Here is a 12,006-nt window from a genome sequence, read left to right as displayed (position 1 = left end):
CGGGACACAAATGACGACGCTGACAGAAGACGATGTGCTTGAGCAACTGGATGCTCAAAATAATTTACTTTCGTTTATGACGACGGCACATAACATTTTGCTCCAGGGCATTAAGCGCTTTCTGCCGTCGCTGTTTGTCGATAATGATGAAGAAATTGTGGAATATGCAGTGAAGCCGTTACTCGCTCAAAGCGGGCCGCTTGACGATATCGACGTTGCATTACGTCTGATTTATGCGCTGGGGAAAATGGATAAATGGCTCTACGCTGACATCACCCATTTTTCTCAGTTTTATCAGTACCTGCATGAACAGGACGCGATTCCCGGTTTTGCCGACGACATTACCTGGGACTTCATCAGTAACGTTAACTGTATTACCCGTAATGCGCCCTTATATGGCGCGCTGGAGTCGATGAAGTTTGCCGACTTCGCCGCGTGGTCTGAGGTGCGTTTTACCGGTATGGTCAAAACGGCGATGGCGCTGGCGGTAACGACAATTTTAAAGGAATTAACGCCGTGAAAATCGCATTAACGGTTAATGGGCTGCACGTTGAAGCACATTATCATGATGATGAAATAGAGAAGGTTCACAAGCCCTTACTGCAACAACTGGCTAAAGTACATGCCGCTAAACCTGAGCGCCGTACCATCGTTTTTCTTAGCGCGCCGCCCGGCACAGGCAAATCCACGCTGACCACCTTCTGGGAATATCTCTCTCGTCAGGATGCTGGCCTGCCGGAAATTCAAACGCTTCCCATGGATGGCTTTCATTACTATAACCGCTGGCTGGAGGCGCATCATTTACGTGCCTGTAAAGGCGCGCCGGAAACCTTTGACGTTGATAAGCTGGCGGAAAATCTGCGTCTGGTGCGGGCTGGCGAAGCGACCTGGCCGCAGTACGACCGACAGCGGCACGACCCGGTGGAACACGCTGTTGTGGTCACGGCGCCGATCGTGATTGTGGAAGGAAACTGGCTCCTGCGGGATGACGACAGATGGCGCGCGTTAGCGGAGTTTTGCGATTTCTCATTATTTATTCGCGCCCCGGCGGAAACCTTACGCGCCCGGTTGATTGGACGTAAACTGGCGGGAGGATTATCACAGGCGGAGGCGGAAACCTTTTATGAACGCACCGACGGCCCAAATGTGCGCCGGGTGCTGGAAAGTAGCCTGCCAGCCGATCTCATGCTGGAAATGACCTCTACGGGCGAATATCGGATGGCGTGTCCTTAATGATGTTACGCGGCGTTATCGCGCCATTATGCAGCCGTACCACCCGTGAAAAATGACGCCGGGTAAACGCAGCGTCATGGCTAATCGCCACGACGCTGGTTCCCCGTGCCCGGCATGTCGCCAGCCAGTGTTCAAATACGGTTAGCCAGTGGGCGTCAAAATCCCGGCTGGGTTCATCCAGCAATAGCACAGTCGGCGCCATCGCCTCCAGACTGGCGACCGCCACCATCCGGCGCTGCGCGGCGTGCAGATCAAGCGGGTGCGCCTCGGCGACGTCCGTTAGCTGACATAACCGCAGCGCGGCCTGCGTGCGCCGTGAAATTTCCTCCGCCGATAAGCGTTGTAGTTTCAGCCCAAAAGCGACCTCTTGCGCGACATTGCTGTGGAAAATCTGGTTTTCCGCTTCCTGAAAGAGTACGCCGATAGCGGCGGCGCGTTGACGATTTTTAAGCTGCGAAATCGGCTCTCCATTAAGCGTTACCGAGCCGGAAGTGGGGGAAAGCAGGCCGGACATAATCCGTAACAGCGTTGATTTTCCCGCGCCGTTATCGCCGGTCAACGCCAGCCATTCGCCGTCCTGAAGTTCAAGCGAGATAGCGTGCAGACAGTCAGCTGCGGCATTCGGCCAGCGATAAGCGACCTGATTTAACGTCAACATAATGGGGTTAGCGCTCCGTCACGCAATTGCCATACCCGCTGGCATCGCGTCAGAAAAGGAAAATGATTACGCTCAAAAAGCACAATGAGAGAATGACGTTCCAGCGCCCACTGTTGTAACCGTTCCAGCAGCGCCCCGGTGGCCGCTGACGTCAGCCGACTGAAGGCTTCATCAAGAACTAATAGCCTGGGCTGCATGGCAAGCGCGCTGGCAATCACTACCCGCTGCGTTTCGCCGCCGGAGAGCGTGCCGGGATGGCGATGGCGTAACGACTGGCAGTTTGTCAGGGTCAGCGCCTCGTCAATGCGCCGTAGAATTTCCGCTTCATGGAGGCCGAGATTCTCCGGGCCAAACGCCACCTCTTCCTCTACGCTAAAGGTACAGCCGGAAAGCTGTAAATATGGCGATTGCTGCACCAACTGGATGGTGGGCGACTGTTCTACCAGCGGGAGCCGCCCGATAGGGACGCCAAGCAGTAAGCCTGTGCCGTCAATATCGCCGGGAAGATAATCCGGATACCAGCCAGCCATCAGTTGCGCCAGCGTACTTTTTCCGCTGCCGTTATCGCCGACTATCGCCACTATTCCGGGTGTTGAATAGTGGAAATCAAAACATGCCGGCGGGCGTGTCGCATCGGACGGAAGATAACGAAACTGCTCTAACGTAACCATATCCATACTCCCGCTTCCGCCAGTATTAGCAGTACCATGCCATACCGCGCAACCCGTTGTAACACGCTATCTTTCGGCGCCCACAGCGTGGTTCGGGCTCGATGCAGCCGAAACCCCCGCATATCCAACGCCGCGCCGCGTATTGTCAGATCGTTAAGCGCATTTTGCGTAAGCGGCACGATCAGCGCTGGCATCGCCCGTAGCCGCTGATACCAGCCTTCATCCAGCGGTACGCCGCGCGCGCGCTGGGCTTCATAAACGATCGTCAGTTGTCGTTTGAGCTGTTCGACGACCAGCAGCGGGCCAGCGAACAGGTAAGCGATGCCGGGGGGCAGACGTGAAGCGAACAGGGCGCGAATAAGCCGCTGAACCGGCACATACTGCATCCATAGCTGCGACGTCGACACGATCGCCAGCAGGCGTAGCCATAGCGTAACGGCATATATCCAGCGTTGCGGATCGCGAGGCTGCCCGCTTATCCATTCCGTTAGCCAACCGCCATGTACCAGCCATAGCCCAAACCCTAAAGACAGCATCAGCCAGGCGACATACTTCGCCCGCCGCCGCGTTGATTTCAGCGCCAGCAGACAGAGGAAGGCCGCCGCGCTATAAACCGGGAGCACGGTTTGCGCAGGGAGTAGCAGCGTGGTGCAGGCCGCCAGCGCCCATAAGGTTAACGAGGTAAACGGATGCATTTAGCGTACGGCTGACATCGCAGGAAAATGCCGTGTCGTACGTAACGGTAGCTGACGCAGCAGCACCCAAACGATGATCGCCGTCAGAATTTTATCGACCAGATTAGCGCCTATGACGGTAATCGCGACCGACTCTACCAGGTTTTGGCCCATTGAATGCATCCAGGCGACGAATAAATCAGCGCCGCTACCGGTAACGCCGCCAAAAAGCGCGGTACGAAGCGGTACGGCGACCAGCGTCACCGCTAACGTAATGACGACCCCGCTGACGACCACTTTGGGCAGGGTACGAAACCAGCCTGCGCGCGCCAGCCACCCGGCGACCAGACCGATAACCATCGCTACCGGGGCAAACGCGGCAGCGATAGGGTCGGTAAGAAGCCCCCACAGCAAGTTGGTCAGAAGCCCAGTCAACATGCCGATGAACGGCCCTAACAGCACCGCACTAATTAAGGTGCCGATCGAGTCGAGAAAAATAGGCAGCTTCAACATGCTAATAAGCTGTCCGCCAATCATATTGATGGCAATAGCGATGACAATCAGCACCAGAGACTGGCTGGAAAACGGGCGACGCGCCATAAAGTACCTCTTAAAGAGTCGTCAATTAACGGGAAGAAATATGCAGTTCGTCATAACCGGAAATGGCGCACGGTTGACGGCTGAACGTCAGCGCTGGTAGTTCGCCGATAACCAGTTCCAGCGTGGTACGCACGGTACACCCTGGCATCATATGGCCGCCGAGCATGGCTCCGTAGGGATCTGATACCGCGAGATGTAGATGCTCGCCGGTCAATTCAAGCGTGCCGTTTAGCGAGATAACTTCAAACGTGCCGGTGAGCGATGTGGTCGCCTCTTGCCCGGCATAACGCAGCGCAACATCGGCCAGACTGCCGGTACACCCTGCAATCCAGGCGGCATGTAATTGGTTCTGTTGCACAAAGGCGTGTAATTGGGAAAACACTTCCTGGCCGGGAAGCAGACGAAGCGCGTAAAAGCGCGCTGTAGAGGCATTGTGGTGAGATACAGTCATCGTTACAGGACTCCGAGACTCGGACGTGGCGCTGATAATATAGACGCTGGCGGCAGCGCTTTCTGATATAAATCAGTATTTGTGACGCGGCGATGAAAAGATCTGACGGATGTACTGGTGATTCTTAAATATGGAATAAATTGCAGCGTAAGCGGCCATGAAATGTGATGCAGGTCAGATAACTGTCTTCTTCGACTGGACAAACATTCCTTTTATTCCCCGTTTCGCTTATTCTAGCTGAAGCGTTTCAGTTAATTAAATGTTCGACAATTAACCAATCAGTCGCAGTTTGCGACAGGTGAGGTTTTACTCGACGATGAGCTGCATTACTCTGTCAGCCTCATCTGAATCGGGATAGCCTTGCAGGAGACCTATGACCGTACGCATAGCGATTAATGGCTTTGGTCGCATCGGGCGTAACGTGGTTCGTGCTTTGTATGAATCCGGACGTCGGGCGGAAATTACCGTGGTGGCCATCAACGAGCTGGCGGATGCCGCAGGCATGGCGCATTTGTTGAAATACGATACCAGCCACGGGCGTTTTGCATGGGAGGTTCGCCACGAGCGCGAGCAGCTTTTTGTCGGCGACGATGTCATTCGTATTCTGCATGAACGAACGCTGGCGGATCTGCCGTGGCGCGAACTGGGCGTGGATGTCGTGTTGGATTGTACGGGCGTATATGGCAACCGGGAGCATGGCGAGGCGCATATTGCCGCTGGCGCGAAGAAAGTGCTCTTTTCTCATCCGGGCAGCAACGATCTTGACGCCACCGTCGTTTTTGGCGTGAACCAGAACCAACTGCGTGCGGAACATCGTATTGTCTCAAACGCGTCCTGTACCACGAATTGCATAATTCCCGTCATTAAATTGTTGGATGATGCTTACGGCATCGAGTCTGGTACCGTCACGACGATCCACTCCGCGATGAACGATCAGCAGGTGATCGACGCGTATCACTCCGATCTACGGCGCACGCGCGCGGCCAGCCAGTCGATTATCCCGGTAGATACAAAACTGGCGGCAGGCATTACGCGTATATTCCCGCAGTTTAACGATCGTTTTGAGGCAATTGCCGTGCGCGTTCCAACCATTAATGTGACGGCGATCGATTTAAGCGTAACGGTGAAAAAACCAGTAAAAGCCAGTGAAGTCAACCAGTTGCTGCAAAAAGCAGCACAAGGTGCATTTCATGGTATAGTTGACTATACGGAATCACCGTTGGTCTCGATAGATTTTAACCACGACCCGCACAGCGCCATTGTTGATGGCACGCAAACCCGGGTCAGTGGCGCCCACCTGATCAAGACGCTGGTCTGGTGCGATAATGAATGGGGCTTTGCTAACCGGATGCTCGACACCACGTTAGCGATGGCCGCAGTTGGTTTCAGGCTCGACGCGTCAGCGTCGACAAAACTTTAAGCATCATTGAGAGGATTCACCATGTCTGTAATTAAGATGACCGATCTGGATCTGGCCGGGAAACGCGTTTTTATCCGTGCGGATCTGAACGTACCTGTTAAAGAAGGGAAAGTGACCAGCGACGCGCGTATCCGCGCCTCTCTGCCGACCATCGAACTGGCTCTGAAACAGGGCGCGAAAGTGATGGTAACTTCCCACCTGGGTCGTCCTACCGAAGGCGAGTACAACGAAGAATTCTCTCTGCTGCCGGTTGTTAACTACCTGAAAGACAAACTGTCTAACCCGGTTCGCCTGGTCAAAGATTACCTGGACGGCGTTGACGTGGCCGAAGGTGAGCTGGTGGTTCTGGAAAACGTTCGCTTTAACAAAGGCGAAAAGAAAGACGACGAAGCGCTGTCTAAAAAATATGCCGCCCTGTGTGACGTATTCGTGATGGACGCCTTTGGTACTGCGCACCGCGCGCAGGCTTCTACCCACGGTATCGGCAAATTTGCTGACGTCGCGTGCGCAGGCCCGCTGCTGGCCGCTGAACTGGATGCGCTGGGTAAAGCGCTGAAAGAACCGGCTCGTCCGATGGTGGCTATCGTTGGTGGTTCTAAAGTATCTACCAAACTGACCGTTCTGGATTCCCTGTCTAAAATCGCTGACCAGCTGATTGTCGGCGGCGGTATTGCCAACACCTTCGTTGCCGCTCAGGGCCACAGTGTCGGTAAATCCCTGTACGAAGCTGACCTGGTTGACGAAGCAAAACGTCTGCTGACCACTTGCGATATCCCGGTTCCGACCGATGTTCGCGTTGCCACCGAGTTCTCCGAAACCGCACCGGCGACTCTGAAATCCGTTAACGACGTGAAAGAAGACGAGCAGATCCTGGATATCGGCGATGCTTCCGCTCAGCAGCTGGCTGAAATCCTCAAGAATGCCAAAACCATTCTGTGGAACGGCCCGGTTGGTGTGTTTGAGTTCCCGAACTTCCGTAAAGGGACTGAAATCGTGGCGAATGCCATCGCTGATAGCGAAGCGTTTTCCATCGCTGGCGGCGGCGACACCCTGGCGGCAATCGACCTGTTCGGCATTGCTGACAAAATTTCCTACATTTCTACTGGCGGCGGCGCATTCCTCGAATTCGTGGAAGGTAAAGTTCTGCCAGCCGTAGCGATGCTCGAAGAGCGCGCTAAGAAGTAATCGTTACGGGCAGGGATTCCTGCCCGTTGATTTATCGCCGATCTGACATTCAGGGCGGCCCGTGTTTTTTCCCAAAGCCCGACGATACAGGACAACGAAACATGTCTAAAATTTTTGATTTCGTAAAACCAGGCGTGATCACTGGTGATGACGTACAGAAAGTGTTCCAGGTAGCAAAAGAAAACAATTTTGCTCTGCCGGCAGTTAACTGCGTGGGCACTGATTCCATCAACGCTGTTCTGGAAACCGCTGCAAAAGTTAAAGCACCGGTCATCGTTCAGTTCTCCAACGGCGGCGCGTCCTTCATCGCGGGTAAAGGCGTGAAAACTGACGTACCTCAGGGCGCGGCAATCCTGGGCGCTATCTCTGGCGCGCATCACGTTCATCAGATGGCTGAACATTATGGCGTTCCGGTTATCCTGCACACTGACCACTGCGCCAAGAAACTGCTGCCGTGGATCGACGGTCTGCTGGACGCGGGTGAAAAACACTTCGCGGCTACCGGTAAACCGCTGTTCTCTTCTCACATGATTGACCTGTCTGAAGAGTCTCTGCACGAAAACATCGAAATCTGCTCCAAATACCTGGCACGCATGTCCAAAATTGGCATGACTCTGGAAATCGAACTGGGTTGCACCGGTGGCGAAGAAGACGGCGTGGACAACAGCCACATGGACGCTTCTGCCCTGTACACCCAGCCGGAAGATGTTGATTACGCGTACACTGAGCTGAGCAAAATCAGCCCGCGTTTCACCATTGCCGCTTCCTTCGGTAACGTACACGGCGTTTACAAGCCGGGTAACGTGGTTCTGACCCCGACCATTCTGCGTGATTCTCAGGAGTATGTTTCTAAGAAACACAACCTGCCGCACAACAGCCTGAACTTCGTTTTCCACGGCGGTTCCGGTTCTACTGCTCAGGAAATCAAAGACTCCGTAAGCTACGGCGTAGTGAAAATGAACATCGATACCGATACCCAATGGGCAACCTGGGAAGGTGTTCTGAACTACTACAAAGAAAACGAAGCGTATCTGCAAGGCCAGCTGGGCAACCCGAAAGGCGAAGATCAGCCGAACAAGAAATACTATGACCCGCGCGTATGGCTGCGTGCTGGCCAGACTTCGATGATCGCTCGTCTGGAAAAAGCATTTAAAGAACTGAACGCGATTGACGTTCTGTAATGTAGTCTGTTGATTAAAATGGCTTCCCTCGGGAAGCCATTTTTTTATCGTTATTTCCGGAGAGCGGCGTTAACGCTTTCATCCGGCCAACTCACAGTGTACCTGCCTTTTTTGGGATGATGCCGAAAAATGGCATATTCCTCTGTTTTTGTTTACCTTTAAAAAGTTCTTTTCGTGAGAATGATCTCATTTGCTTGTTTTGCTATGACCAAGGAATATTGAATGGAAGATTTGAATGTTGTCGACAGCATAAATGGTGCGGGCACCTGGCTGGTACGCAACCAGGCGTTATTGCTCAGCTATGCTGTGAATATTGTTGCGGCTATCGCTATTATCATCATCGGCTTGATTGTAGCGCGCGTGATCTCCAATACGGTAAATCGTCTGATGCGTGCGCGTCATATTGATGCGACAGTGGCCGACTTTCTTTCTGCGCTGGTGCGCTATGGGGTTATCGCTTTTACGCTGATTGCGGCTCTGGGTCGCGTGGGGGTTCAAACCGCCTCGGTTATTGCCGTACTGGGCGCCGCCGGTTTAGCCGTTGGCCTGGCATTACAGGGATCACTCTCTAACCTTGCGGCTGGGGTATTGCTGGTTATGTTCCGTCCGTTCCGCGCCGGTGAGTATGTCGATTTGGGCGGCGTTGCAGGTACGGTACTGAACGTGCAAATCTTTTCCACGACAATGCGCGCGGTAGACGGCAAAATTATTGTGATTCCGAATGGCAAAATTATCGCGGGAAATATCATCAACTATTCTCGTGAGCCGGTTCGCCGTAACGAATTCATTATTGGGGTGGCCTACGATTCGGATATCGATCAGGTGAAACAGCTGCTAACCACGATTATCGAGTCCGACGATCGTATTTTAAAAGATCGCGAAATGACGGTACGTTTGAATGAGCTGGGCGCCTCATCAATTAATTTTGTGGTGCGTGTCTGGAGTAAAAGCAGCGACCTGCAAAATGTCTACTGGGACGTGCTGGAACGTATTAAACGTGAATTCGACGCCGCTGGTATTAGCTTCCCGTACCCGCAGATGGACGTCAATTTTAAACGTGTGAAAGATAACGTCGCGGAGTAATTTTTCTCCCGCGCTGCCTGCCGGCGCTGCGCTTATCCGCCTCCAGTATTCTCTGGTTATTGAGCGGATAAGCGTAGCCGCCATCCGTTATTCAGTCTCTTCATTAGCTTTTCTTATTAGTGATTAAAATTATCAATTTCCGCTAATAATATTCCCGCGCTATAGTCTGCCTTTAAGAAAAACAGCTCAGGGTAGTTAACGTGATATCTTATTATTTTCAAGGGCTTGCCCTTGGCGCCGCCATGATCCTTCCGCTTGGCCCGCAAAATGCGTTTGTGATGAATCAGGGAATTCGTCGCCAGTACCACCTCATGATAGCGCTGCTTTGCGCGTTAAGTGATTTAGTCCTGATCAGCGCCGGTATTTTTGGCGGCAGCGCGTTGCTGATGCAGTCGCCGTGGCTGCTGGCGCTGGTCACATGGGGCGGGGTCGCGTTCTTGTTATGGTACGGTTTTGGCGCGCTGAAAACGGCAATGAGCAGTAATCTGGAGCTGGCCAGCGCCGAGGTTATGAAGCAGGGGCGCTGGAAAATTATTGCTACGATGCTGGCGGTAACGTGGCTGAATCCGCACGTTTATCTGGATACGTTTGTCGTGTTGGGCAGTCTCGGCGGGCAACTGGCTATGGAGCCAAAGCGCTGGTTTGCTCTCGGCACGATTAGCGCGTCGTTCTTATGGTTTTTTGGGTTAGCGCTACTGGCGGCCTGGCTTGCGCCTCGACTGCGTACGGCGAAAGCTCAACGCATTATCAACATTCTGGTTGGGGTGGTGATGTGGCTTATCGCCTTCCAACTGGCGCGGGAAGGCGTCGCGCATATGCACGCGCTTTTCAACTAAGCGTTGTCTGATGGACAACAGGCCGATATCCGCTAAGCTTGCCTGCATGCGCCCTGTATATCAGGGCAATGACTGCAATATGGAGGAGAGACTGTGAAGTTCAAAGTGATGGCCCTGGCGGCATTAGTGGGTTTAAGTGCAATGTCGGCGCAGGCAAGCGAATTGCCGGAAGGCCCGCACATCGTGACTTCCGGTACGGCAAGCGTCGATGCTGTGCCTGATATCGCCACCTTAGCGATTGAAGTGAACGTCGCGGCGAAGGATGCGGCGACGGCGAAGAAGCAGGCCGATGAGCGCGTGGCGCAATATCTTTCCTTCCTTGAGCAAAATCAGATTGCGAAAAAAGACATTAGCGCGGCGAATCTGCGCACGCAGCCGGATTATGATTACCAAAACGGTAAAAGCATTCTGAAAGGGTATCGCGCGGTGCGAACCGTTGAAGTGACGCTGCGTCAGTTAGATAAACTTAATTCTCTGCTGGACGGCGCGCTGAAGGCGGGTCTGAACGAGATTCGTTCGGTATCGCTGGGCGTGGCGCAACCGGACGCCTATAAAGACAAGGCCCGCAAAGCCGCCATTGATGACGCGATTCATCAGGCGCAAGCGCTGGCAGCCGGTTTTAACAGCAAATTGGGGCCGGTTTACAGCGTTCGTTACCATGTCTCTAATTATCAGCCGAGTCCGGTGGTGCGAATGATGAAAGCCGCAGATGCTGCGCCGGTATCCGCGCAGGAAACTTACGAGCAGCCGACTATTCAGTTCGACGATCAGGTCGATGTGGTATTCCAGCTTGAACCTGGAACAGGGCAGACGTCGACAACGGCCGCCAGCACGCAGTAATCTCGCCCGGCCTGGGCGCTTCCAGGCCGCGTTTTCTCCCGGTGTTCTCGTTTTTTGCCGCCTGAACGCAATGATTTTGTGATGAATTTCAAAGAAGCGACGGGGGAATAATGGGTCATGCAGGCCGGATAAGACGTTCACGCCGCCATCCGGCATTCATTGAGAGGCTAATCCTGACGCAGCACCTTGTGCCCGTACTCCAGTAGCGCGTCGGTCACTTTGCGCATCATCCGGCTTTCCGGGGCAAAGCGGTGCCAGTAAAGCATCCGGCGTTGTAGCAAACCAGGCGTTAAGTTGATCAACTCGCCGCTTTCCAGCTCTTTCTCAATCTGCAGGTGAGGGATCATGCAGCAGGTCGTGCCCTGACGCGCAAGCTGTACAAACGCTTCGGATGAATTAACGATATGGCACGGCACGCTGCCGGGTGGTAGATCGAAATTCTGTTGCAAAAAGGCCTGATGCATATCATCCAGATGGTCGAACGCGACGGCGGGCGCTTTCAGCAGCGACGACCGGGTAACGCCATTGGGGAAATAGCGCTCGGCAAACGGCTTTGACGCGACAAACAGATAGTCGAGCGCGCCCAGTTTGTCTACCAGGCAACTGGGCAGCGCCTGATGCTGAATACTCACCGCGCCCACCACCTCGCCGCGACGCAGACGTTCTTGCGTGCGCGTTTCATCTTCCACCTGTAAATTGAGACGGATAGGGGAGTCCGCCAGCACCGGCGCCAGCGCCGGAAGCAGCCAGGTCGCCAGACTGTCAGCGTTAACCGCCAGCGACAGCAGCAGCGGCGTAGAGCCGGTTTGTTCATCGCCCAGCCACTCTTCTTCCAGCAGTTCAACCTGACGCAGCAGAGCCAGTAATTTTTGCCCTTGCTCCGTGGGGCGAGGAGGAACGGTACGCACCAATAAAGGTTGTCCGAACATATTCTCAAGCTGTTTTATGCGCTGTGAGACGGCGGATTGCGTGATGCACAGCTTCTGGGCGGCGCGCTCGAATCCTCGTTCACGTATAACGGCATCCAGCGCCTGTAGTGTTCTGTAGTCCGGACGTTTCATTGTTGTGTCATGCTCCTGTTATTTTTTTCCGCACTATGACATAAATTTGCCGTCGGTACAGATGAAATCCGTAGCCTGTGTACGGACACGGAGATTTTTCCCGACAATGTTCT

14 protein-coding genes are annotated in these 12,006 nt (G+C 53.9%); 8 read left to right on the top strand and 6 right to left on the bottom strand.

The features are described 5' to 3' along the window. Positions 1 to 10 precede the first annotated feature (10 nt). Together NA389_RS13525 and NA389_RS13520 are read left to right on the top strand one after the other, a co-directional pair. Positions 11 to 520 carry an MltR family transcriptional regulator gene (locus NA389_RS13525; RefSeq protein ID WP_000209974.1) on the top strand — a complete coding sequence of 170 codons (510 nt, stop codon included), beginning with the start codon at positions 11 to 13 and terminating at the stop codon, positions 518 to 520. Beyond that, the gene (locus NA389_RS13520; RefSeq protein ID WP_000684840.1) at positions 517 to 1,233 is read left to right on the top strand and encodes a nucleoside/nucleotide kinase family protein; all 717 of its coding nucleotides are present in this window, start codon (positions 517 to 519) and stop codon (positions 1,231 to 1,233) included. The genes NA389_RS13525 and NA389_RS13520 overlap by 4 nt, the downstream gene beginning before the upstream one ends. On the opposite strand, the gene NA389_RS13515 is transcribed toward NA389_RS13520, so the two are convergent. From NA389_RS13515 to NA389_RS13495, 5 genes are read right to left on the bottom strand one after another with little or no spacing between them, the layout of a single operon-like run. Next, entirely contained in the window at positions 1,202 to 1,891 is a 690-nt protein-coding gene (locus NA389_RS13515) for an energy-coupling factor ABC transporter ATP-binding protein (RefSeq protein ID WP_000956934.1), read from the bottom strand. The genes NA389_RS13520 and NA389_RS13515 overlap by 32 nt on opposite strands. Further along, positions 1,885 to 2,562, bottom strand: coding sequence for an ABC transporter ATP-binding protein (locus NA389_RS13510; protein WP_001530229.1), 678 nt, complete (start codon positions 2,560 to 2,562; stop codon positions 1,885 to 1,887). The genes NA389_RS13515 and NA389_RS13510 overlap by 7 nt, the downstream gene beginning before the upstream one ends. Further along, positions 2,550 to 3,257, bottom strand: coding sequence for an energy-coupling factor transporter transmembrane component T (locus tag NA389_RS13505; protein WP_000553268.1), 708 nt, complete (start codon positions 3,255 to 3,257; stop codon positions 2,550 to 2,552). Before NA389_RS13505 ends, NA389_RS13510 begins: the two co-directional genes overlap by 13 nt. Continuing rightward, on the bottom strand, positions 3,258 to 3,836 hold the full coding sequence (locus NA389_RS13500; RefSeq protein WP_000124004.1) for an ECF transporter S component: 579 nt from the start codon (positions 3,834 to 3,836) through the stop codon (positions 3,258 to 3,260). A 25-nt stretch (positions 3,837 to 3,861) separates the two neighbouring features. Beyond that, positions 3,862 to 4,287, bottom strand: a complete 426-nt coding sequence (locus NA389_RS13495; protein ID WP_000218562.1) for a PPC domain-containing DNA-binding protein — start codon at positions 4,285 to 4,287, stop codon at positions 3,862 to 3,864. A gap of 373 nt (positions 4,288 to 4,660) precedes the next feature. On the opposite strand from NA389_RS13495, the gene epd reads away from it, so the two are divergent. From epd to NA389_RS13465, 6 genes are all read left to right on the top strand, one after another. Next, on the top strand, positions 4,661 to 5,707 hold the full coding sequence (gene epd / locus NA389_RS13490) for an erythrose-4-phosphate dehydrogenase (RefSeq protein ID WP_000218338.1): 1,047 nt from the start codon (positions 4,661 to 4,663) through the stop codon (positions 5,705 to 5,707). Between the two features lie 21 nt (positions 5,708 to 5,728). Further along, complete coding sequence (pgk, locus tag NA389_RS13485; RefSeq protein ID WP_000111274.1) at positions 5,729 to 6,892, top strand: phosphoglycerate kinase; 1,164 nt, start codon at positions 5,729 to 5,731, stop codon at positions 6,890 to 6,892. 101 nt (positions 6,893 to 6,993) lie between these two features. Further along, positions 6,994 to 8,073 carry a class II fructose-bisphosphate aldolase gene (gene fbaA / locus NA389_RS13480; protein ID WP_000034387.1) on the top strand — a complete coding sequence of 360 codons (1,080 nt, stop codon included), beginning with the start codon at positions 6,994 to 6,996 and terminating at the stop codon, positions 8,071 to 8,073. 222 nt (positions 8,074 to 8,295) lie between these two features. After that, on the top strand, positions 8,296 to 9,156 hold the full coding sequence (locus NA389_RS13475) for a small-conductance mechanosensitive channel MscS (RefSeq protein WP_000389834.1): 861 nt from the start codon (positions 8,296 to 8,298) through the stop codon (positions 9,154 to 9,156). Between the two features lie 200 nt (positions 9,157 to 9,356). Continuing rightward, positions 9,357 to 9,992, top strand: coding sequence for an arginine exporter ArgO (argO, locus tag NA389_RS13470; protein WP_000626876.1), 636 nt, complete (start codon positions 9,357 to 9,359; stop codon positions 9,990 to 9,992). Positions 9,993 to 10,085: 93 nt separating this feature from the next. Further along, positions 10,086 to 10,832: an oxidative stress defense protein gene (locus NA389_RS13465; RefSeq protein ID WP_000669854.1), complete on the top strand. Its 747-nt coding sequence runs from the start codon at positions 10,086 to 10,088 to the stop codon at positions 10,830 to 10,832. A 167-nt stretch (positions 10,833 to 10,999) separates the two neighbouring features. Here NA389_RS13465 and argP read toward each other — a convergent pair whose 3' ends face one another. After that, a complete protein-coding gene (argP, locus tag NA389_RS13460) occupies positions 11,000 to 11,893 on the bottom strand; it encodes a DNA-binding transcriptional regulator ArgP (protein ID WP_000828345.1) in 894 nt (297 codons plus the stop codon). Between the last annotated feature and the right edge of the window lie 113 nt (positions 11,894 to 12,006).

The organism is Salmonella sp. NW645 (assembly GCF_051703725.1).
Classification (GTDB): Bacteria; Pseudomonadota; Gammaproteobacteria; order Enterobacterales; family Enterobacteriaceae; genus Salmonella; species Salmonella enterica.
Note: the sequence above shows the minus strand (reverse complement) of the source record. Positions and strands in the feature narration are given on the sequence as shown.